Origin of the sequence: Acinetobacter indicus CIP 110367, assembly GCF_000488255.1 — a bacterium.
GTDB lineage: Bacteria > Pseudomonadota > Gammaproteobacteria > Pseudomonadales > Moraxellaceae > Acinetobacter > Acinetobacter indicus.
In genome coordinates, this window is record NZ_KI530754.1 from 69,530 (window position 1) to 92,509 (window position 22,980).

Consider the following 22,980-nt stretch of genomic DNA (forward strand, 5'->3'; position numbering starts at 1 on the left):
AAGCGTATTTATACTGGAGCGGCGCATCATGCTAAAACCCGTGAAGAAACAATAAAAAATAACCAAATTGGCGATCATAGCGCCTTCATCTATGCTATTTTCAAATACCTGTGCAGATAAAGGATGATCTGAAATGCGGCGTAATATTCCCTCTTTACAGGCCTTTCTCTGCTTTGAGTCGGCAGCCAAACATTGCAGTTATACCCATGCCTCGCAAGAGCTGTTTATTACCCAGAGTGCGGTTTCCCGGCAAATCCAGCAGCTGGAAGAATTTCTTAGCTTAAGCCTGTTTATCCGGACCCGGCATGGGGTCGAGCTGACGCCTGCAGGACAGCATTATTATAAAAGTATCAAACCCTATTTACTGGGGCTGGAGCAAAGCACGCTCGATGTGATGTCGCATAAAGGATTAGGCGGCACCTTAAAGCTGGGCGTAGTACCGACCTTTGCCACGCGCTGGCTAGTGCCGAAGCTGCACCGTTTTAACCAGCGCTATCCGGAAATTACTATTCATTTGGAAACCAGCACCAAACCGTTTTTATTTAATGAAAATATTTTTGATGCGGCCATTTATGCCGGTACGCAGCAGCAGATTGATCATTGGCCCGGAATCCACACCCATTTTTTAATGAAGGAAGATGTGGTGCCAGTGTGCTCACCGCAGCTGATTGCCCGGCATTTTCCTGCGGCACAAAAAAGCCATCGCTATGGTTATAACCTGGCTGCCGAACAATTACAGCAACTGCCTTTATTACAGCAAACCACACGACCGACCATCTGGCAGGAATGGTTCCAGACCCAGCAGATTGAGCATGCCCATCCGTATGATGGACAGCGTCATGAACTGTTTTCGATGCTGGCTGTGGCCGCCAGTCATGGCATGGGCATGGCACTCATCCCGCAAATGTTGATTCAGCAGGAATTAACCAGCGGTGAACTGGTACTGGCCTCAGATCAGCAGCTCAGCGGCCGGCGCTCCTATTATCTGGTACATTCCAGTCAGGAAAATTCAGTTTTAATTCAGAAATTTGTAGAATGGATGCAACAGGAAGTCACGCACAGTATCGCCACACAGGAATCTGCCTATGCCTAAACTGATTGTTTTCTCCGGTGCCGGAATGAGCGCCGAAAGCGGGATCAATACCTTCCGTGATAGTGATGGATTGTGGGAACAGCATCGGGTGGAAGATGTGGCCACGCCGGAAGCCTGGGCCAAAAATCCGGCGCTGGTGCAGCGTTTTTATAATGAACGGCGCAAAAATATTCTGAATGCCCAGCCCAACGCGGCACATCAATTGATTGCCGAACTGGAACAGTATTTTGATGTGGCTGTTATTACCCAGAATATTGATGATCTGCATGAACGTGCCGGTAGCCAGCAGGTATTACATTTGCATGGCAATATCCGGCTGGCTAAAACCTCCGGTCCCGATGCACAAACCACTACCCGCTTTTACCCGATTGAAGGTGCCGAGCTGGATTTGGAACGTGATGTCTGTGATGCGGGTTATCCGCTACGGCCACACGTGGTCTGGTTTGGTGAAGCGGTACCGGCGTATGCACAAGCGATTGAATGGGTGCAGGATGCCGACATTTTTATTGTGATTGGCAGCAGTCTGGCGGTCTACCCGGTGGCCGGTCTGGTTCATGAAATTCCGGCCAGCTGTCAGGCCTTTTATATTGATCCGAAAGCCAATCAGCAGCATTTACCAGCACAATATGAATGTATTGCCGCCACTGCAACCCAAGGTTTGGCACAGTTAAAGCCGCGGCTGCTGGCGGCCCTGTAAGTTGAATCAAAACCATCGGTCAAACACAAAAGGCTCAAAACCAATATATGACCTTGAGCCTTTGCTGTTTTACTGAAGCAGTCAGTGTCTTAGCTGACTTGGGCAAAAACTGCTTCCGGTGGTGTTACCTCACTGACCAGATTATGCAGGGCAAAAATTTCATCCAGCTGTTCCTGAGTCAGTAATTCCTGCTCCAGTACCACCTGCTGAATGGTTTTGTTTTCAGCAATACACAGTTTCCCGATTTCATCACATTTGGCATGACCTAGAATCGGATCAAGCAAAGTGACAATACCGACGCTACGCATCACCGCATCATGGCAAGCCTGTTCATTGGCCTGAATGCCCTGAATACATTTCTCATCCAGACTTTTCATGGCTTGAGTCAATAACTGGATGGATTCATGAATCGACACGGCAATCACCGGTTCCATCACGTTTAACTGCAACTGCCCGGCTTCGGCCGCCATGGTCACGGTCAGGTCATTGCCAATCACTTTAAAAGCAATCTGGTTCACCACTTCCGGAATGACCGGATTGACCTTGGCCGGCATAATCGAAGAACCGGCCTGCAACTCCGGTAACCGGATTTCCCCCAGACCGGTACGCGGGCCAGAACTTAATAAACGCAGGTCATTACAGATTTTCGATAACTTCACCGCCAGACGTTTCAGTGTGCTGGATAAAATGATGAAAACCCCACAGTCGCTGGTGGCTTCGACATAATCTTCTGCGCCAATTAATGGCAAGCCGCTAATCTCTTTTAAAGCCTGCACCGCTTCCTGGGCATAGCCTTTGGGAGTATTTACACCCGTACCAATCGCGGTAGCGCCGAGGTTAATTTCCAGTAACAACTGACGGGTCCGGTCAATCAGTTTTAAATCTTCTTTTAACAAGGTGGCAAAGGCACGGAACTCCTGCCCCAAGGTCATCGGCACGGCATCTTGCAGCTGGGTCCGGCCCATTTTTAATACATACTGAAATTCAGCTACTTTCTTGTAGAAACTGTCAATCAGGTTACGCATCTGCACGAACAGATCATCCAGACTGTAATAAGTCGCTAAACGCAAGGCTGTTGGATAGACATCATTGGTCGATTGCGACTTATTAACATGATCATTTGGATGAATAGAAAAATAACTGCCTTTTTCCAGACCCAGATGTTCTAAGGCAATATTGGCAATGACCTCATTGCTGTTCATGTTAATCGACGTTCCGGCACCGCCCTGATAAACATCTAAAGGGAAATGCGCACGCCATGCAGCAGGCTGTTCAATCAGCTGGTCACAGGCATACTGAATCGCCTCAGCCACCTGCGGGGAGATTTTTTCAAACTGTAAATTGGTTTGTGCAGATGCTTTTTTCACTTGCGCCAAAGCACGAATGAAATGCAGGTTTTCACCGACCTGCTGATTGGAGATCTGGAAGTTCTCCAAGGCACGCAAGGTATGAATACCATAATAACTGTCTGCCGGCACTTCTTTAGCACCCAGCAAATCATGCTCTATTCTTGTTTTCTCTGTCTGAACCGTAATCACACTGTTTACTCACTATTTCGCACCAATATTGTGCATAAGAAAATCTTAAACCTGTGCCAGCCTGAAACTACACAAGATTGATACGCTTTTTGAAATATTTAATTACACATTCTTTCTGAATGTACTGGATGTAACATAATGTAAATTTACTCCATTTTTAAGCCAGATTTAACAGATTCTCTCCATATTTGCAAAAATAAAAATATTCACCGCCTTATTCAAAATTTTGACTTAATAATTTTCCACTCATTGCAGCCATTTTTGCAATTGTATCTAAAGCTACAAACTGCAACACAAGACCGCTATAAATCCCGTCGAAATGTTACAGAACGTAATTTTAATTCCATGCTTGAATCAGCTCCTTGAAAAAATGCGCAAAAAATCATCTCGGATGGATGAACGCTTACAGACAAAGGATGGGCATATGAGTCAACTGAATCCCACATTAATTACCTTTATATTTTATATCGTGGCCATGATCGGTATCGGGCTGTATGCCTACAAGGCCACCACAGATTTCTCGGATTATATTCTTGGGGGCCGCAGTCTGGGCAGCGTGGTGACTGCGCTTTCTGCCGGCGCATCGGATATGAGCGGCTGGCTGCTGATGGGTTTACCCGGTGCAATCTATCTGGCCGGATTATCTGAAGCCTGGATCGCCATCGGCCTGATTATTGGTGCATGGTTAAACTGGCTTCTGGTCGCCGGGCGTTTGCGGGTTCATACCGAAGTACAAAACAATGCCCTGACCCTGCCGGATTATTTCACCAGCCGTTTTGGCGACCGCAAGAAAATCCTGCGCGTCAGTTCAGCACTGGTGATTCTGGTATTTTTCGCGATTTACTGTGCATCCGGCATGGTGGCCGGTGCGCGTTTATTTGAAAGCCTGTTTGGCTGGTCCTATACCACGGCGCTGTGGATTGGCGCGATTGCCACCATCAGCTATGTCTGTATTGGCGGCTTCCTGGCAATTAGCTGGACCGATACCTTCCAGGCCGGGCTAATGATTTTTGCCCTGCTGATTACTCCCATCATGACCTATCTGGCACTGGGTGATCATAGCCAGCAGATTGGTCTGTTACTGGAAACTGCGCGCCCACATGCCACGCAGATGCTGTCCGGTTTAAGTTTTATTGCTATTTTATCTTCTTTGGCATGGGGCTTAGGCTATTTTGGACAACCGCATATTCTGGTTTGCTTTATGGCAGCCGATTCGGTCAAAACCATTCCGGCGGCGCGTAAAATTGGTATGAGCTGGATGATTCTCTGTCTGGGCGGCGCGGTGGGTGCCGGTTTCATTGCCATTGCCTATTTCCAGCAATTTCCAGAACTGGCGACTGTGGTGAATCAGAACCCTGAAACCGTGTTTATGGAGCTGACCAAAATCCTGTTTAATCCGTGGATTGCCGGGATTATTCTGGCCGCCATTTTAGCCGCGGTCATGAGTACACTCAGCTGCCAGTTACTGGTCTGCTCCAGTACCTTAACTGAAGATTTGTACAAAGCCTTTTTACGCAAAAATGCCTCACAAAAAGAGCTGGTCTGGGTCGGCCGTTTTATGGTGCTGTTGATTGCAATGCTGGCAATCTGGCTGGCCAGCAATCCATCGAGTAAAGTCCTGGGGCTGGTGGCCTATGCCTGGGCCGGATTTGGCGCGGCTTTTGGTCCTCTCATTATTCTGTCGCTGTTCTGGAAACGCATGACCCTGAAAGGCGCGATTGCCGGGATGCTAGTCGGTGCGATGACCGTGATTGTCTGGAAAAATGTCATGGCCGATACCGGACTCTATGAGATTATTCCCGGCTTTATTCTGGCCAGCCTGAGTATTGTAATAGTCAGTCTGCTCGACCGGACACCAAGTACAGAGGTGATTGAACGCTTTGAACAGTCAGATGCCGAGTACAAAAAAGCCATGCAGGAAATGAACAGCTAGCACAGCAATCTACCGAATTGATTGATCATCCATAAAAAAAGGAGCTTCGGCTCCTTTTGGGTTTTAACGGAAAATACAGACAAAGATGACGGTTTATTTGGCCTTGTGCTGATATTTCAGTTTCAATTGCGAGCTTTCCTTAATCACTTCCATCACCGGATAACTGCGGGTTTCTTTCACCCCCGGCAACTGCCATAAAATTTGCCCGGAAATCTTACGGAATTCTTCCATATTGGCGCAGCGGATTTTGACTACAAAATCGAAACCACCACTAATCATGTGACATTCCACAATTTCCGGATGCTGCAAAATCGCATCTGAAAATTCTTCCAGTACATTCGGTGTGGTTTTATCCAGCAGAATTTCCACAAATACCACAAAACTGCTATTCAGCAACTCCGGATTCAGCTTGGCTTCATAGCCCAGAATAAAACCATCTTTACTCAGTTTCTGCACCCGTGCCAGCGCAGCAGTTGGCGATAAATTGACGGCTTCGGCCAGTTTAATATTTGAAATCCGGCCATCTTTTTGCAGAATATCCAGAATTTTAATGTCAGTGCGATCCAGGCTCATCATTCCATTCATAATCCGTATTTATCTCTAAAAATAACAAAAATTATAGTGAGTTATTCGGCATATTTTCTGTGATCATAAATTATATAAGGTACACCGTTCAACTAAAATATATCGTCACAGGATGTTGGCATGAACATGATGGATAGCGAAACCCATTTCGACGACGCAAAACCGCATTTGGATTACATCACTGAATTCAAAGAAAAAAATGAGGCAGAAATTGCCATCAATACCGCATGGCGTCGCCCTGAAAGTGAATGTGTCAGCCATTTACTCGAGCACAGTGAAATTCCTGATGCACTCAACAGCCAAATTTATGAGCTGGCTTTTCAGCTGGCCCACTCCCTGCGTGAACGTAAAAATTCCAGCGGTAAAGCCGGTCTGGTGCAAGGCCTGTTGCAAGAGTTCTCCCTCTCTTCACAAGAAGGCATCGCCCTGATGTGTCTGGCCGAAGCGCTATTACGTATTCCTGATACCGCAACCCGTGATCTGCTGATCCGTGACAAGATCAATCAAGGCAACTGGAAAGAGCATTTAGGCCAAAGTAACCTGATGTTTGTGAATGCAGCGGCCTGGGGCTTAATGCTGACCGGCAAGCTGATGCAAACCCCGAAACAGAACAGCTTAAGCGGTATTCTGACTGGCCTGCTGGCGCGCAGTGGTCGTGGCATTATCCGTAAAGCGGTAGATGTGGCGATGCGGATGATGGGTGAGCAGTTCGTGACTGGTGAAACCATTAGCGAAGCCCTGCAACATGCCGAACCGTTAGAAGAAAAAGGTTTCCGTTATTCTTATGACATGCTCGGTGAAGCGGCCCTGACCGAACACGATGCAGAGCGTTATTTTGATGACTATCAAAATGCCATCCATGCCATTGGCCAGGCCTCTAAAGATAAAGATGTTTATACCGGTCCGGGGATTTCGATCAAGCTCTCTGCCCTGCATCCACGTTATCAGCGTGCTCAAATTGACCGCGTGCATACCGAACTGTATGACAAGGTGCTGCAACTGGCGGTGCTGGCCAAAGACTATAATATTGGCCTGAATATTGATGCCGAAGAATCTGAACGACTGGAAATGTCTTTAGAGTTGCTGGAGCGTCTGTGTTTTGAACCGGCACTGGATAACTGGAAAGGCATTGGCTTTGTGATTCAGGCCTACCAGAAACGCTGCTTCTATGTGGTAGATTATGTGGTCGATCTGGCCAAACGCAGCCAGAAACGCCTGATGATCCGTCTGGTGAAAGGCGCCTATTGGGACAGCGAAATCAAGAAAGCGCAAATTGATGGCATGTCGGATTATCCAGTGTTTACCCGTAAAGTGCATACCGATCTGTCCTATATTGCCTGTGCAAAAAAATTACTGGCGGCACCGGAACAGATTTATCCGCAGTTTGCGACTCACAATGCCCAGACGCTGGCCACGATTTATCATCTGGCCGATCCGGCGCGTTACTACGCTGGCCAATACGAATTCCAATGCCTGCATGGCATGGGCGAGCCATTATATGAAAATGTGGTCGGCTCGAAACAGCAGCAGAAACTCGGTGTGCCGTGCCGTATTTATGCGCCGGTCGGTAACCATGAAACCCTGCTAGCCTATCTGGTGCGTCGTTTGCTGGAAAATGGTGCCAACACCTCTTTCGTCAACCGTATTGCCGATAAGACCCTGAACATTGAAGATCTGATCGAAAATCCACATCAGACTATTTTAGCCACGGCTCAACAGGAACAGAAAGTCGGCCAGAAACATCCGGCGATTCCCTTACCGCATGAGTTATATGGCGAGCAGCGCGACAACTCTGCCGGCCTGGACTTAGCCAATGATCAGGACTTGGCGGCATTAAATACAACCGCGCAGAGTTTGCATCAGCATCAATGGACTGCCCTGCCCATGGGTGAAGGCTTAACCACCGAAGACAGTGCCGATGTACACGCGATTTTAAACCCGGCTCAGCATCAGGATATTGTTGGTCATGTACAGGAAGCCACAGCAGCACAGGTCAATCAGGCCCTAGAAAATGCGGTACAGGCACAAGCCGTCTGGGCCAATATTTCCAAACATGAACGCGCACAATGTCTGGAACGTGCTGCCGATTTAATGCAGGCACGCCTGCAACCGCTCATGCTGCTCCTCTGCCGCGAAAGTGGCAAGACCTATGCCAATGCCATTGCCGAAGTGCGTGAAGCAATTGATTTCCTGCGCTACTATGCCGCGCAAATGCGTGATCTGGACATCAATACCCAGATCATTCCGCTAGGGCCGGTGCTGTGTATCAGCCCATGGAATTTCCCGCTGGCGATTTTTAGCGGCCAGATTGCCGCAGCGCTGGTGGCTGGCAATACCGTTCTGACCAAACCGGCCGAGCAGACCCCACTGATTGCAGCACAAGCGGTGCAGATTTTATGGGATGCTGGCATTCCGCAAAATGTACTGCAACTGCTGCCTGGACGCGGTGAAACGGTCGGTGCGCAGCTGAGTCAGGATGAACGGATTCAGGGCATTATGTTTACCGGCTCGACCGAAGTCGCCAAAATCCTGAATCAGACCGTGGCCAAACGTTTAAGCCAGACCGGTAGTGCTATTCCACTGATTGCGGAAACTGGCGGACAAAACGCCATGATTGTTGATTCTTCAGCCCTGACCGAACAGGTGATTCTGGATGCGGTCAGCTCTGCTTACGACAGTGCCGGACAACGCTGCTCTGCCCTGCGAATTTTATGTGTGCAGGAAGATAATGCCGACACGGTACTGACTATGCTCAAAGGTGCCATGCAGCAGTTGCGCGTCGGTAATCCTTATTTGCTGAAAACCGACATTGGTCCGGTGATTGACCTGGAAGCGCAGAACAATATTGAGCGTCATATTGAAAAAATGCGCATTAAGGGCTATCCGGTGCATCAGTTGATGTGGAATAAGCAAAGCGATGCAAGCTTGCAACACGGCACTTTTGTACCACCAACGCTGATTGAACTGCCGCATCTGGATGATCTGGAGCGCGAAGTGTTTGGCCCGGTACTGCATGTGATTCGCTACCGTTATGGACAGCTTGATCAACTGCTGGCGCAAATCAATGCCAAAGGTTATGGCCTGACCATGGGCTTGCATACCCGTATTGATGAAACCATTCATAGCGTGATTGCCCAAGCCGAGGTCGGCAACCTGTATATCAACCGTAATATTGTCGGTGCTGTGGTCGGGGTGCAACCTTTTGGCGGCGAAGGCCTGTCCGGGACTGGACCTAAGGCCGGTGGACCACTGTATCTCTACCGCTTAATGCAATACTGCTCGCAGAAAAAGCTGGCTCAACCATTTGCGGCGCAGGCTCAGCATCCAGCAGCAATGCCTGCCCTGTATAACCAATTGGTGGACTGGGTACAGGCCGAGTTCCCGCAGCAGCTGATTCAACTACCGGAGAAAATTGCCACGGGTCAGAGTTTTAACCTGACTGGTCCAACCGGTGAAAGTAACCAGTATACGATTTTGCCACGTCATGCCGTGCTATCCCTGGCTGAACAGGAGCTGGATCAGATTCATCAGTTACTGGCAATTTTTGCAGTCGGCAGTCAGCCGGTGGTTCTGGCAGAAAACCGCTTCATGCTGAAATATCTGCCGAAAATGCCGCCAGAGATTGCCCAGCGGATTCGCGTGATCCCAGACCTGCTGCATGGCGATTACGATGCAGTGCTGCATCATGGTAGTTCGGTACAATTGCTGGAATTACAGCAAACGGTAGCGCAGCGTGCCGGGGCAATTGTCGGCATCAGCCATCTCAAACCGAATGATCCGAAAATTCCGCTGGAACGTCTGGTGATTGAACGGGCCATCAGCATTAATACTGCTGCGGCCGGAGGGAACGCCAGCCTGATGACGCTGGATTAAAGCCGCTCCTTTTCATGGTGTTATTCCTCTTTGCCAAACCAACTCTCCCTGGTCTCTGTTGGTTTGGCTTTTTTTATCTTTGCTCTCGCAAGTGATGTATTTCCCGGCTTTAATCTGCCGATCTGTTGAGCTGAAGCTCGATTTCTTCCCTCACGCTACCGCAATTTAAGGTTTGCACAGAATATCTTTAGGCATCTGCCTGAAACTTTGTTACCATCCCCTGTCTCAATGGGTTTGTGATTTTTACTGCATATGACTTCATCTTATCAGCAACAACTTGATGCCAAAGTTGCACGTATTTCTGCACAGTTTGCCGAATTTAATCCTCCAGCACTGGAGGTGTTTGCCTCGCCTGAACAGCATTTCCGTATGCGTGCAGAATTCCGGATTTGGCATACCGAAGATGACCTGTTTTATGCCATGTTTGAACGCGATGAGCAGCAGAACAAAAAAGTCATTCGAATTGATGAATTTCCAATTGCCGATGCCAGCATCAACCAGTTAATGCCGGTACTGCTGAATGCCTTAAAAGCAGAACCGCTGTTATCCAATCGCCTGTTTGAAGTGCATTTTCTGGCGACCTTAAAAGGTGAAATGCTGGTTTCACTGATTTATCGCTGTCCATTAACTGCAGAGTGGGAAGCGCTGGCCAAACAGCTGGCCGAGCAACTGCAGATTAAAATTATTGGCCGGAGCCGTGGCCAGAAACTGGTACTGAGCGATGAGTTTGTGGTGGAAGAACTGCAGGTCTTTGAACGCCAGTATCAATACAAACAGATTGAAAGCAGCTTTACCCAACCGAATGCGCGCGTTTGCCAGCACATGCTGGAATGGGCCTGTACGGCTGCCGGACACTCTAATCAGGACCTGTTAGAGCTGTACTGTGGTAATGGTAACTTTACCCTGCCACTGTCGACCCGTTTTAATCGCGTCTTAGCCACAGAACTGGCCAAATCTTCAGTCTATGCGGCGCAGTGGAATATTGAGCAGAACCAGATTGACAATATTCAGGTGGCGCGTTTATCTGCCGAAGAATTTACCCAGGCCTACAACGGCGAGCGTGAATTCCGCCGTTTGCAGGAAGCCGGCATTGAGATGTCCAGCTATCAGTTTGATACCGTGTTTGTAGACCCACCACGTGCCGGTATTGATGCCGAAACCTTAAAACTGCTACAACGTTTTGAGCGGATTATTTATATCTCCTGTAATCCGGATACGCTGCATGACAATTTGCAGACTTTGGCCAGCACCCACAAGATCACCCAATTTGCCCTGTTTGACCAATTCCCTTATACCCATCATGTGGAATCTGGTGTCTTACTGGAAAAGATCTAAAACAATTTGTTTCAAATTATATTATTCAGTCCGAAAAGGAAGATTTTTTAATCTTCCTTTTTTCTTATAAAAACAAGCAACTTAGTTATAATCAAGGCTTATAGCCATCATAATTACGTTTAAACTGTTACAAGCTATCGAAATTTCTAGAGTCTGTTTGCTGCTTTTATCACTTTAGTCGACTTGCATTAATTTTTAAATTGGCTATATTTCGAGCTATGTTAGGTTGCAAATGAAGGCTCTATGAGTTTTTGGCAAAAGCTGTTCGCTCAGGAACAGCAAAACGAGCATAAGAATCAGATTGCTTGTGTTGAAAATGATTGCTCTTGTAAGACAAATGAACAGCTTCTTGAAGCTTTAGCAAAAGCGACAGATGAAGATGTGATTATTGGTATTAAAAAGGTTCTCGCTTCGCGCGGCTATAGCCGTAAAGAGTTGAATGAACTTCAACATTTACCCCTGCAATAGCAGAGTCTGACCACAGAAAAAGGCATTTAGAATTTCTAGGTGCCTTTTTTATTGGTCTGATTTTAATCAGATTTCTTAGTTTTGACATTTTTTTCATGTATGCTCAAGGGCTTAGATCAGTCTTGATCGTATTTTTAATTCAATACATAACAATAAGGACACCATGATGAACAACAAAATGATCGGCGCTCTTACCGTTATTTAAAACCTACTCAAACCTACTCAATGTGGGTTTGATGTTTAATTCCTACTTCACCATCAAGAACCTAAAGCATTTGCTTTAGGGATTACCTCAATTCCATAGGCTGTCACGGTGTAACTCACCGCCTTAATCACCACTTATGCAGTGATTAAATCTTTATCCGCATATCGCAGGATATTAATTGATGCATTAACATCACGATTTTGGATGGTTTGGCAAACTAAGCACTTCCACTCTCGCGCAGAAAGTGTGAGAGATTGATTTAATTCACCACAGCACGAACACATTTTACTACTTGGGAAGAATCGACCAACCGAAAGTACCGATTTTCCATGCTGTTTGGCTTTATAAATCAACTGCCTTTTAAACTCATAAAAACCCATATCGGATATAGCTCTTGCGAGTTTACGATTCCTCAACATGCCTTTAACATTCAAATCTTCAATTGCAATCACATCAAAACGTGTTACCAAATCCGTTGTGACTTGATGAAGATTATTCTTGCGTAGACAGACAATTTTATAGTGCAGGCGAGATAGCTTGGCTTTTGCTTTTTCTCGATTCTGACTACCTTTTTTCTTACGACTAAAAGACTTGTTGAGTCGTCTTAGTTTTGCAAGCTGTCTTTTAAGTGGTGCGTTAGAAGGAATAACCTCACCATTTGAAAGGGTGGCAAGATTAGAGACACCCAAATCAACACCGATACTTAAACCTGTTTTCGGTTTAAGCTTTTCGATCTGGGTGAGTTCGACAGCGATTGATACAAACCACTTACCACCTTGTTTAAATATTTTGGCCGAGAGAATTTTACCCTTATAGCGCAGATTCTCAGTCATTTTCACCCAACCCAAATTAGGGATTTTAATAGACCGACCCTTGACGCTAAATTGATCATTTGATAATGAAAAACGGTCATCCTTGCCTTTTTTTCTTGGCTTGGGGTATCCTGATTTGCCGTTAAAAAATCTATCAAAAGCACTACCCAACTGCTTAATCGCCAACTGTGGTGCGCACTTAGTCACTTTCTTCATGAAAGGATATTTTTCAAATTTAAAAGTGTTTAGGTGTTTTCTTAATTTACTCTCTTTAGGTCTATTAAGAAGCATTTCATTCACCGCAACATCATAATACTCACACTGATCTCGATATTCCTTATCAGCCTTGTATTGTCGCTGCCACTCTCTTAAAGCCCAATTATACGACAAACGAGCAACACCACTTGCCTGAGCAAAATGGCTTGCTTGTTTATTATTGGGCATCAATTCAATGATATGCCCTCGTATAAATCGACTCATAGTGCTTCTTTGACCGCCTGTATTAACTTTTGGTTCTTTTTACTTCGGCTTCCATATAATCGTGCTGAAAATACAGTGATAATTTCCAGGACATCTTGAGCCAGTTCATCCTCAAAACTCAAATTTTCACCCTGATTAATAATTACAATTTCAACATTCCGAGCTTCACATAAAGCAAAAACCAATTCAGCACCAAAACGTAATAATCGATCTTTGTGGGTTAAAACCAATCGACCAATTTCATTATTAATAATTCCATCCAAAAGAGCCTTAAGCCCTTTTTTGTGATAATTCATCCCTGAGCCTAAATCACTAATAATCTCAAATGTCCATCCCTGCTTGGCACAGTACATTTCCAAAACTTGTTTTTCTCGCTCAAGATCAGCCTTTTGATCGTGACTAGATACTCTTGCATAAGCAATAGTTTTTCGGCTGTTCTGGATTGATAGATCATGGATAAGTTCAGGTGTGATCTTGCTTAGATCGTAACGTCTGTGATTTTTTGGGGTTCTATCTGCGACTAAAGTGCCTTCCTCATCCCATCTTCTTAGGGTTTGGATGGAAACACCCAGTGTTTTAGCTGCAACACCAATACTAACATATCTACTCATTTGTATATAATAATATAGAAATAAGTAGATTTCAATTAGCAGTTATTAACCCTTCCACTGCTCTGCCTGGCCCTCACAGGCTGCGACCGTATGCCGGCAGAATGTGAAGAAGCCTGGGACAAGATGGACAGCTTGAGCACAAAAATGGGGCTTTCGGAAGAACAACGTCAATTCCAGAAAAAACAGTTTGAGGCCGGAATCAAAGAAATGTCGACTGAAGATGCCAAACGCCTCTGCAGCCAGCAAACCCAGACCTTAGGCATTATTGGCCAGTAGATTTTTCTGGCTCAGTCGCGCAGGCTGAATCATCAATATACGCCAGCATCGGGCCAACTGCGCGGTACTGGCGATGGCGTTTTAAGGCCGCAATATACACAGAAGATACTGAACCATCCAAGTACAGCGCATTCGGTGTCTTAAGCTGCTGCTGAAACAGCCGGGCAAAGTCATAAAAATTTATTGGCTGCTGGCTGATCACAAAATACAGGGTAGCGTCTTTCAGCCCAACGCCATTGCGGATTTTTCTGGAATCGGAATCCGGAATAAAGTTTGGGTTAATTTTTCCGTCAATCACCAGCATCGGGCCAGATTGGGTGGCATATTTCGGTTGCACATTGGCCTGCTGATACTGCTGGGTGGTCATCAACAGTGGCTGCTTGTCCCAGGCCAGTACCCCATTCGGCTGAATCAGAAAATTGCCCCAGCCTTGGGTCTGGGTATTTAACTGGCTTACCCTCTTGCCCTCTTCAATATACAGCCCGACGGGTGCATAATCGGCATGGAACATCCCGGCATTCATGGCAAATTCCAGCTGCTGGCACGGTTGCAGATCATCCTGGAGCGCAGTGAAATAACGATAGGGCTGCTGTGCTGTATTCTTTAATACCAGCTTCAGCTGCGCCATTGATCGGATTTCCGTGACATCAAAATCACCCAGCCTATGTTTCAGCTGCCAGCTGTAGATTTGCGCCTGTGCCTGTGCCCAGTTTGCACTGCAAGCACCCAGCAGAATCAGCAGTTTTAACAGCGGTTTGGCAGTAACTCGTGCAAAGTACTGTCCTAACTTTTTCATTGCATCTGTTCCCTGTTCATCGTTGTATAATTCAGCCATTCTTGTCGCCACCCTGTCGATTCTTGTGCCAAGAAGCAGTACACTAGAGCTTTAAAATACACCTGTCACTTTACTAATGTCACAATGCTCAAGCAGAACACACGGTTCCCTTTAGGGGCGCATCTGATTGTCAAACATTTCGGCTACACCCACCACGGGATTTATGCCGGACGTGGTCGTGTTATTCATTATTCCGGTTTTGCGCATTTATTTAAAAAACATCCCATCGAAATCACCAGCCTAGACAAGTTCAGTCATGGCAAACCGGTGCATGTGCAGCATTATGATCAACCCAAATATAAAGGCCGTAAAGTGGTGCGCCGGATGCGTTCACGGATGCATGAAAATAATTATCACCTGATTATCAACAACTGCGAACATTTATGCACCTGGGCCATTACCGGCGTGGAAAGCAGTCCGCAAGTCTTCCGGATGATGAACCGCTTAACCACCATTGGTTATGTCAGCTCCTTAATGAGCTATATGAACAGCATGATGCTGACCCTGACCACCACCTGTTTTGCCCTGGTGCTGTATATTAAAAAGAAATTGCGCGACAAAGCCAAAATGCAGATGCCGACCCATCTGTTTTATAAACACGATGAAAAGAAATAACACACCGGATCATCTGTAAATCAAATTTTTTTTAATTTAACGGTAAGCGTCCGCTGAACCCCATGCCTATTTTTTAATTTGAGTTGGATTTCCAGCGATGTGGCAGTAATTCTTCTATTTGGGTCGCTTTATGCGTCGGCAGCCTTTTCAGCGCATCACTTAAATAGGCATACGGATCCAAGCCATTCAGCTTTGCTGACTGGATTAAAGTCATGATATTCGCCGCTCGCTGGCCGCTGCGCAGCGAGCCAGCAAACAGCCAGTTCTTGCGCCCTAAGGCCCAAGGTCGCATTTGATTCTCTACCCAATTGTTGCATATCGGTAGATTGCCATCATCCAGATAACGGCTTAAGGCTGGCCAACGCTTCAGAGTGTAATTGATAGCCTTGGCGGTAGGAGAACTCGATGGCACTGTCAGATGATGTTGGTTGAGCCATTCATATAGTTGTTGCATCACTGGTTGACTATACTGTTGTCGGTATTCGCGGCGGTCTTCCGCTGTACCATCGGTCTTTTTCCTGAGTTCTGCTTCTATCGCATACAGTTTCTGAATCAGCACTAATGCCTGTTCAGCGACCTGACTTTTCCCAGTTACATGCAGTTCATGGAATTTACGACGTGCATGGGCCATGCAGCCCACCTCAATGACCTGGCCTGATTTAAAGCGTGCTTTATAACCACTGTAATCATCACAGACTAGATAACCCTGCCAGCCTTTCAAGAACTCTGCAGCATGCTGGCCTGAACGACTATCCTGAAAGTCATAGATCACCGCCTGAACTGGATTGTACTGTGTAGTGGCATAGGCCCAGACATAACCTTTCTTCGGTTTTTTATCATTCTCACCCATCCGCATGATGGTGACCGGTGTTTCATCTGCATGCAGCACCTGCTGTTGTAGTACCACCTCTTTTAAGGCATTGGCCAGAGGTTCCAGTTCTACACCGCAGCGACCTATCCAGTCAGATAAAGTTGATCTAGAAAGTTCGATTCCCGCCCGCTGATAGATCAGACGTTGACGGTACAGCGGCAAATGATCGGCATATTTCGATACCAAAACATGGCTGAGCAGTTCAGGTGAAGCAATGCCTTTATCAATCACATAGGCGGGCATCGCTTGCTGAGTCAGAGTGTCACACTGATCACAGACCCATTTACCACGCACATGCTGTTCCTTATAGAACTGTGCCGGTCTGAAATGCAGTTTTTCACTGACATCTTCGCCGATACGACGGAGTTGGCAGCCACAAGCACATTGGGTTGATGCAGGTTCATGCTCAATACGGATGGTGTGTAGATGATCTGGCAGTGGTCGACGTTTAGGTTTATTGGTTTTGGCTTTCTGTGTCACTGCATCGGTTTTATCTGCATTTAGCCGTTCCAGTTCTAGATCAACCGCGGCAATATCTTCTTCAACCGCTTCATCCCACAGGTGGATTTGTTTTGCAGTGAGATGTTCGTTTTTACTGCCGAATTTGTGCTGTTTAAATAGTGCGAGTTCATGCTCGTATTTTTGATTGAGAATAGAAAGATGTTGAACTTTAGAATCTAATTGCTGATTGGTGACTTCAAGATGTTGAACTCTGGCATCTAATTGCTGGTTTGATTGTGCTAGAGACTGATGCTGCAGTGCCAACTGTCTGGTGAATTCCAGCAGTTGTTCATGGGTCAGTTGGCTTAAGTCAGGCAGCGTATTCATGACCGCAGTATGCCTGAGGTCATGAGAAGAATGAAATAGAACGTTTGGAGAATAGCAGAATGGAACAGCCTGGTTTAAAGCATCGTCACCACCTGCTGTCGTCCAATGCGCTGCCAGGGCAAACCTTGGATCAGTGCCTGTAACTGTTCCGGGCTGAGGGCCACGGTTTCACCTTGGTGAACTTGAGCCCAGTGAAATTTGCCCTGTTCCAGCCGCCGGGCACACAGCCAGATGCCCAGTCCATCATGTACCAACACTTTCATGCGATGGCCACGTTTATTACAGAACAGGTAAGCACAATGCGGTTTAATGTAGCCAAAGGCTCTCACCACCTGAGCCATGACAGTATCCATTCCTGCTCGCATATCCATGGGCTGGGTAGAGAGCCAGATCTCATCAATGCGGATCATGTTGCAAGTGCCTTGAGTAATTCTGCTAAAGCAGATATTTCTGATACTTGCCATTTCAAGCCAATTTCTGCTTTTGAGTGGGGTAAAGTAATTTTAACTTTTAACATGTCAGTAGGAGTAGGATCTAATGGTGCAGAGCAAGATAAGGCAATAAATGCAGGTTTATTCGGTAGTGGTGAGCGATCATTCCCTGGCTTAGCATCAATTAAGCGAATCCATTTGGATACAAGATTTGTATTCAATCCATGTTGCAAAGCGACTGAAGCAATTGAAACGTCCGGTGCTTTACAAGCCTGAACGATCTGCTGTTTAAATTCAGCACTGTATGTTCTTCGTTTTTTCGCAAGAGATGCGATGGATGTCTGATTATTTGTAGTCATAAATTTAAGTCCCCACTTGTTTCTAAGTGGGGACTAAATTAAGGCTTATAGGATGAATTCAGAAGGTGTGTTCAGCGGACGCTTACATTTAACGTGCTACTTCCTTTCAACGTTTACTTTCCATTTTCAACACCGCATAAAAAAGCCCGCTGAGTCCAGCAGGCTTTTTCAATCATCTAGCAAAATGCGCTTTTATTTGCCCGGTTTGAAGCTGTCTTTTAAGTCCAGAATACGGTTAAACACTGGTGTTTCGCTGGAATGATCATACTGATCTGCCACGAAATAACCTTCACGTTCAAACTGGAAACGATCTTCTGCTTGCGCTTGCGCTAAAGCCGGCTCAATAACCGCTTGTACCACTTTCAATGAGTCCGGATTCAGATTCGCCAGGAAGTCATCGCCGACTTCTGGGTCAGATTCGGTGAACAGACGGTCGTAAATACGCACTTCAGCTTTCACGCCTTTAGTGGCAGATACCCAGTGAATCACGCCTTTTACTTTACGGCCTTCCGGATTCTTACCTAAAGTTTCAGGGTCGATTGAACATTTCAGCTCAATAATTTCACCCTTGTCATCTTTAATGATTTCGTCGCACTTGATCACATAAGCATGACGTAAACGCACTTCACCGCCCGGAATCAGACGTTTAAAGCCTTTTGGTGGCTCTTCTTCGAAATCTTTACGGTCAATATAGATTTCAGAGGTGAGCGGAATGACACGCTCGCCCATATCTACGTTTGGATGGCGCGAATGAGTCAGATCCATTTCTGCTGGCAGATTGGTTAACGTCACTTTTAATGGATTCAGCACGGCCATACCACGCGCTGCGGTATTTTCTAGCGACTGACGGATGCAGTATTCCAGCATTGCCACATCGACAATCCCGTCAGACTTCGACACACCAACGCGCTTACAGAAATCACGCAAGCCTTCCGGAGTAAAGCCACGACGACGCATACCCACTACAGTTGGCATACGCGGGTCGTCCCAACCCTTAACAAAACCACCTTCCACCAGACGGCGCAGCTTACGCTTTGAGGTAATGGTGTAATCGACGTTTAAACGGCTGGATTCATACTGACGTGGTACCGCCGCTGATTTTACCTTTTCCACCACCCAGTCATAGAACGGACGGTGATCCTGGAATTCAAGCGTACACAGTGAATGAGTAATGCCTTCAATCGCATCGGATAATGGATGCGCATAGTCGTACATTGGGTACATTTTCCATTTGTCACCGGTCTGGTGATGCTCGGAATGTAGCACACGGTACAAAATTGGGTCACGCATATGTACGTTTGGCGATGCCATATCAATTTTGGCACGCAATACCGCCTGACCTTCGCCCAGCGCACCATTACGCATCTGTTCAAAACGCGCCAGGTTGTCTTCTACAGACGCATCACGGTATGGTGAGTTTTTACCCGGCTCGACAAATGAACCACGATTCAGCTTGATTTCTTCAGGAGTTTGCAAATCGACATAGGCATCACCCTGTTCAATTAACTGCACCGCCCAGCTATACAGCTGGTCAAAATAGCTTGATGCATAGCGTGGCTCGCCATTCCAGTTAAAGCCCAACCATTTCACGTCATTGGCAATACCATCTACATATTCTTGTTCTTCGGCATCCGGGTTGGTATCGTCAAAACGTAAGTTACATAAACCGTTAAATTCTTCGGCAATCCCGAAATTCAGGCAAATTGCTTTCACGTGACCAATATGTAAGTAACCGTTCGGTTCTGGTGGAAAACGTGTGATCACTTTTTCAGTACGGCCTGCTGCCAGATCATCGGTAATGACCTGACGCACAAAATCTAAGCCCGGCTGTTGTTCTTGCTGCGCAGCATCGACAGAGGCATGGTTACTTGGTGTCGGGGTGTTAGGCAGAGATGAAACAGCATCATTCGGCTTCATAGTTAATAAATCACTTCTAGATAAAAATTTAGGATAATTAAAACGCTATTCCCACTTTTTAACAAAGAAAATAACGTTTTTACTTGCCTTGTAGTTTACAGTTTGCTTATGCTTCTCTCAACCAAAAAACCCATGGCTTTTTTGTCCATGATTAGGAGATAACACAATGAGTTTTCCTCAAGTCGAATTAAACACCAACAAAGGTCGTATTGTTCTTGAGCTTAACACTGAAAAAGCACCTAAAACTGCTGAGAACTTCCTTCAATACGTTCGTGACGGTTTCTATGATGGCGTAATTTTCCACCGTGTCATCGATGGTTTCATGATTCAAGGCGGCGGCTTTGATGAAAACTTCAAAGAAAAAGCAACCCGTGATTCAATCGAAAACGAAGCAGACAACGGTCTGAGCAATGACGAAGGGACCATTGCAATGGCGCGTACCCAGGCTCCGCACTCTGCATCTGCTCAATTCTTCATTAACGTGAAAAACAACTCCTTCCTGAACCACACGGGCAAAACTGCACAAGGTTGGGGTTATGCCGTATTTGGTAAAGTAGTTGAAGGTATGGATGTAGTTGCTGAAATCAAAGGCGTACGTACAGGCAACCGTGGTTACCACGCTGATGTTCCACTAGAAAATGTGGTGATTGAATCTGCCAAGATCATTTCTGAATAAGAATCCCTCTCAACCTCCCTTTATTTAAGAGCGTTGGGAGATTCCAAGGAAAAGATTGTGACCTATCTGTTTATTTCAGATTTACATTTGTCACCTGATCACCCTCGACTCGTTCGGGGGTTTTTAGATTTATTACGTGCTTATCAGGATCAAAACACCCAGCTGTATATTTTAGGCGACTGGTTCAATGCCTGGATTGGCGATGACTACACCGCCCCTTGGCTGGATGAAATTGTCAGCGCTTTAAAACAGTTTAATGCCGCAGGCAATCAGCTGTATTTTCAGGTCGGCAACCGCGATTTCGCACTGCATGAGGTTTTTTTACAGCAGTTTAACGGGCAATTATTACCTGAAATTGACACCCTCACTATTGGCCAGACCCGCTATCGTCTGGAACATGGCGATGCCTTGTGCACCGATGATGTATCCTATCAGCGCTTTAAAAAAGTTATCCGTCATCCGCTCGTGCTGCGTCTGTTAAGAAAAACTCCGCTGTCCTTTCGCAGCAAACTGGCCAACGGTTTTCGCAAACAAAGCCGCGCTTCTAAAGAAGTTAAATCGTATGAAGTGATGGATGTGAATCCGGCTGCGGTAACGCAGGCTTTGGCCGAGGTGGATGTACTGATTCATGGTCATACCCATCGACCAGCCATCCATGAGCTGAATGGCAAAAAGCGGATTGTGCTGGGGGACTGGCGTGCGCATGAGGCACTAATTCTGGAAATTGATCCCGAACAGCCTACCACTCACCTGCAACTGAAACGCTGGACCTATTAAGCAGCAGGTGGATGACTATAAATCCCCACCTCCTGCATCATCTGTCAGGTTAATAATGACCGCTTAATACCCCCCTTCAGGTTTTACCCAGCTCGCTCCGGTTTTATATTTGGCCAGCAGCTCACGCAAGGAATTCATTAATACGCTGATATCGACACCGACAGCGACAAATTCGGTACCCAGTTCAATATATTTTTGCGTCACGTCATGTTGAGTCGATAAAATCCCGGCCGCTTTACCCGATGCGCGAATTCGTTGAATTGCATCAACCACTGCGTTTTGCACGTCAGGATGGTTCGGATTGCCTTCATAACCCATAGTGGCAGATAAATCTACTGCGCCAATAAATACCCCATCAATGCCCTCGACTTTTAAGATGTTATCCAGATTTTCCAGCCCTGTAACTGACTCAATCTGAATCAGCAAACAGTTATTTTCATGTGCAGTGGCATAATAATCCGGAATACTGTTCCAGCGTGTGGCACGTGCCAAAGCCGCACCTACACCGCGAATCCCTTCCGGTGGATAACGCACTGCTTTAACCATCAGTTCGGCCTGCTCCACGGTTTCCACCATCGGAATCAATAAGGTTTGTGCGCCAATATCCAGCAACTGTTTAATAAGCTGCACACTGCCAATTGGCGGACGGACCACCGCCTGTGACGGATAGGCCGCAATACTTTGCAGCTGGGCCAGTGTGGTTCTTAAATCACTGGGCGCATGTTCCCCATCAATCAGCAACCAGTCATAACCGGCATTGGCCGCAATTTCAGTGCCATAGGCATCGGCCAGACCGACCCATAAACCAATCTGCTGCTGGGTTTTTAATTTATGTTTAAAGTGATTACGATAGTCCATCGACAGGCTCGCTATAGTCCACACCTACTTCCATTAAATGCCGATTTTTAAAAATTGCCAATATTCAAAACCACTGTTGTGATTTGATTTAACACTTAATCGGGCAATAACTGAAAATACGATGAGCATATTTTAAGGTTAATTTTGACAATAAAATTGCAGCGAATATGCCATCAAAGCCATCAAAATGGCGTATGATGCTGAAGGTTCAGCCTTTCTCAATTTATCCTTATTGCTGGAGTATCTTTATGGATTTGCTCGACGTCGTACGCAGCCGCTATACCACCAAAGCCTATGATCCTGCAAAAAAAATTCCTCAAGAGCAGTTTGAACGCTTTCTCGAAATTCTCCGTTTTACCCCCTCTTCTATTAATATCCAGCCTTGGCATTTCTTTATTGCCGAGCATGATGCAGCCAAGCAGCACATTGCCAAAGCCCTAGTCGGGAAATATGCCTACAATGCGCCTAAAGTCTTAGATTCTTCTCACACCATTTTGTTCTGTACCAAAGCCGATATTAGCGATGAACATCTGGACAATTTGTTGCAGCAAGATGATGTCAGCGGCCGTTTTAAAGATGCCAGCGCCAAGCAGGGCCAGAAAGACAGCCGTAGCGGATATGTGGATTATTACCGCAATGAAAAAGGTGATATTCAGCGCTGGGCCGAAAACCAGACCTTTATTGCCTTGGGTCAGATGTTGCTGGCTGCCGGTATTGAAGGTGTAGATGCCACCCCGATTGGCGGCTTTAATGAACAGATTCTGACAGAAGAACTAGAATTACAGGACAAGGGTTTAATTCCATCGGTGCTGCTGACCTTGGGCTATCGCAGTGAGCAGGACTTTAATGCTAAACTACCCAAGTCACGCCTGAATAAAGATGAAATTTTCACCAAATTGTAAGAACT

Annotated in this window: 21 protein-coding genes; 11 read left to right on the forward strand and 10 right to left on the reverse strand. The window is 46.2% G+C overall.

Going from position 1 to position 22,980, the window contains the following annotated elements; all coding sequences use genetic code 11:
- Positions 1 to 133 precede the first annotated feature (133 nt).
- On the forward strand, positions 134 to 1,093 hold the full coding sequence (locus P253_RS05105) for a LysR substrate-binding domain-containing protein (RefSeq protein WP_016659033.1): 960 nt from the start codon (positions 134 to 136) through the stop codon (positions 1,091 to 1,093).
- Entirely contained in the window at positions 1,086 to 1,790 is a 705-nt protein-coding gene (locus tag P253_RS05110; RefSeq protein ID WP_016659034.1) for an SIR2 family NAD-dependent protein deacylase, read from the forward strand. The genes P253_RS05105 and P253_RS05110 overlap by 8 nt, the downstream gene beginning before the upstream one ends.
- Before the next feature lie 89 nt (positions 1,791 to 1,879).
- Here the strand turns inward: P253_RS05110 and aspA are convergent, their stop codons facing one another.
- Positions 1,880 to 3,328, reverse strand: coding sequence for an aspartate ammonia-lyase (gene aspA, locus P253_RS05115; RefSeq protein ID WP_016659035.1), 1,449 nt, complete (start codon positions 3,326 to 3,328; stop codon positions 1,880 to 1,882).
- A 424-nt stretch (positions 3,329 to 3,752) separates the two neighbouring features.
- On the opposite strand from aspA, the gene putP reads away from it, so the two are divergent.
- A complete protein-coding gene (putP, locus tag P253_RS05120; RefSeq protein WP_016659036.1) occupies positions 3,753 to 5,261 on the forward strand; it encodes a sodium/proline symporter PutP in 1,509 nt (502 codons plus the stop codon).
- A gap of 93 nt (positions 5,262 to 5,354) precedes the next feature.
- Here putP and P253_RS05125 read toward each other — a convergent pair whose 3' ends face one another.
- The gene (locus tag P253_RS05125) at positions 5,355 to 5,837 is read right to left on the reverse strand and encodes an Lrp/AsnC ligand binding domain-containing protein (RefSeq protein ID WP_005178547.1); all 483 of its coding nucleotides are present in this window, start codon (positions 5,835 to 5,837) and stop codon (positions 5,355 to 5,357) included.
- 129 nt (positions 5,838 to 5,966) lie between these two features.
- Here P253_RS05125 and putA point away from each other — a divergent pair, with 129 nt between their 5' ends.
- The 3 genes from putA to P253_RS05140 all read left to right on the forward strand — a co-directional run bounded on the left by putA (position 5,967) and on the right by P253_RS05140 (position 11,522).
- A complete protein-coding gene (gene putA / locus P253_RS05130) occupies positions 5,967 to 9,719 on the forward strand; it encodes a trifunctional transcriptional regulator/proline dehydrogenase/L-glutamate gamma-semialdehyde dehydrogenase (RefSeq protein WP_016659037.1) in 3,753 nt (1,250 codons plus the stop codon).
- 252 nt (positions 9,720 to 9,971) lie between these two features.
- Positions 9,972 to 11,054, forward strand: a complete 1,083-nt coding sequence (gene trmA / locus P253_RS05135) for a tRNA (uridine(54)-C5)-methyltransferase TrmA (RefSeq protein ID WP_023274414.1) — start codon at positions 9,972 to 9,974, stop codon at positions 11,052 to 11,054.
- Between the two features lie 243 nt (positions 11,055 to 11,297).
- Positions 11,298 to 11,522 carry a hypothetical protein gene (locus tag P253_RS05140; protein WP_005178553.1) on the forward strand — a complete coding sequence of 75 codons (225 nt, stop codon included), beginning with the start codon at positions 11,298 to 11,300 and terminating at the stop codon, positions 11,520 to 11,522.
- A 339-nt stretch (positions 11,523 to 11,861) separates the two neighbouring features.
- Here P253_RS05140 and P253_RS05145 read toward each other — a convergent pair whose 3' ends face one another.
- Both P253_RS05145 and P253_RS05150 read right to left on the reverse strand, forming a co-directional pair.
- Complete coding sequence (locus tag P253_RS05145; RefSeq protein ID WP_016659040.1) at positions 11,862 to 13,019, reverse strand: RNA-guided endonuclease InsQ/TnpB family protein; 1,158 nt, start codon at positions 13,017 to 13,019, stop codon at positions 11,862 to 11,864.
- The gene (locus P253_RS05150) at positions 13,016 to 13,630 is read right to left on the reverse strand and encodes an IS607 family transposase (RefSeq protein WP_016658675.1); all 615 of its coding nucleotides are present in this window, start codon (positions 13,628 to 13,630) and stop codon (positions 13,016 to 13,018) included. The genes P253_RS05145 and P253_RS05150 overlap by 4 nt, the downstream gene beginning before the upstream one ends.
- Before the next feature lie 90 nt (positions 13,631 to 13,720).
- Here P253_RS05150 and P253_RS05155 point away from each other — a divergent pair, with 90 nt between their 5' ends.
- Positions 13,721 to 13,906, forward strand: a complete 186-nt coding sequence (locus tag P253_RS05155) for a hypothetical protein (protein ID WP_016659041.1) — start codon at positions 13,721 to 13,723, stop codon at positions 13,904 to 13,906.
- Here P253_RS05155 and P253_RS05160 read toward each other — a convergent pair.
- Positions 13,893 to 14,741, reverse strand: coding sequence for a phosphodiester glycosidase family protein (locus P253_RS05160; RefSeq protein ID WP_016659042.1), 849 nt, complete (start codon positions 14,739 to 14,741; stop codon positions 13,893 to 13,895). The genes P253_RS05155 and P253_RS05160 overlap by 14 nt on opposite strands.
- 84 nt (positions 14,742 to 14,825) lie before the next feature.
- On the opposite strand from P253_RS05160, the gene P253_RS05165 reads away from it, so the two are divergent.
- Positions 14,826 to 15,356, forward strand: coding sequence for a lecithin retinol acyltransferase family protein (locus P253_RS05165; RefSeq protein WP_016659043.1), 531 nt, complete (start codon positions 14,826 to 14,828; stop codon positions 15,354 to 15,356).
- A 73-nt stretch (positions 15,357 to 15,429) separates the two neighbouring features.
- Here P253_RS05165 and tnpC read toward each other — a convergent pair whose 3' ends face one another.
- From tnpC to P253_RS05185, 4 genes are all read right to left on the reverse strand, one after another.
- Complete coding sequence (gene tnpC, locus P253_RS05170; RefSeq protein ID WP_016659044.1) at positions 15,430 to 17,055, reverse strand: IS66 family transposase; 1,626 nt, start codon at positions 17,053 to 17,055, stop codon at positions 15,430 to 15,432.
- Positions 17,056 to 17,129: 74 nt separating this feature from the next.
- Entirely contained in the window at positions 17,130 to 17,465 is a 336-nt protein-coding gene (gene tnpB, locus P253_RS05175; RefSeq protein WP_016659045.1) for an IS66 family insertion sequence element accessory protein TnpB, read from the reverse strand.
- On the reverse strand, positions 17,462 to 17,845 hold the full coding sequence (gene tnpA, locus P253_RS05180) for an IS66-like element accessory protein TnpA (RefSeq protein ID WP_016659046.1): 384 nt from the start codon (positions 17,843 to 17,845) through the stop codon (positions 17,462 to 17,464). The genes tnpB and tnpA overlap by 4 nt, the downstream gene beginning before the upstream one ends.
- A 192-nt stretch (positions 17,846 to 18,037) precedes the next feature.
- Positions 18,038 to 19,762, reverse strand: a complete 1,725-nt coding sequence (locus tag P253_RS05185; RefSeq protein WP_016659047.1) for a glutamine--tRNA ligase/YqeY domain fusion protein — start codon at positions 19,760 to 19,762, stop codon at positions 18,038 to 18,040.
- Positions 19,763 to 19,928: 166 nt separating this feature from the next.
- Here P253_RS05185 and P253_RS05190 point away from each other — a divergent pair, with 166 nt between their 5' ends.
- Together P253_RS05190 and P253_RS05195 are read left to right on the forward strand one after the other, a co-directional pair.
- Complete coding sequence (locus tag P253_RS05190; RefSeq protein ID WP_005178561.1) at positions 19,929 to 20,438, forward strand: peptidylprolyl isomerase; 510 nt, start codon at positions 19,929 to 19,931, stop codon at positions 20,436 to 20,438.
- A 57-nt stretch (positions 20,439 to 20,495) separates the two neighbouring features.
- Positions 20,496 to 21,215: a UDP-2,3-diacylglucosamine diphosphatase gene (locus P253_RS05195; protein WP_016659048.1), complete on the forward strand. Its 720-nt coding sequence runs from the start codon at positions 20,496 to 20,498 to the stop codon at positions 21,213 to 21,215.
- A 63-nt stretch (positions 21,216 to 21,278) separates the two neighbouring features.
- Here the strand turns inward: P253_RS05195 and hpaI are convergent, their stop codons facing one another.
- Positions 21,279 to 22,073: a 4-hydroxy-2-oxoheptanedioate aldolase gene (gene hpaI / locus P253_RS05200; protein ID WP_016659049.1), complete on the reverse strand. Its 795-nt coding sequence runs from the start codon at positions 22,071 to 22,073 to the stop codon at positions 21,279 to 21,281.
- A gap of 248 nt (positions 22,074 to 22,321) precedes the next feature.
- On the opposite strand from hpaI, the gene nfsB reads away from it, so the two are divergent.
- A complete protein-coding gene (gene nfsB / locus P253_RS05205) occupies positions 22,322 to 22,975 on the forward strand; it encodes an oxygen-insensitive NAD(P)H nitroreductase (protein WP_016659050.1) in 654 nt (217 codons plus the stop codon).
- Positions 22,976 to 22,980 lie beyond the last annotated feature (5 nt).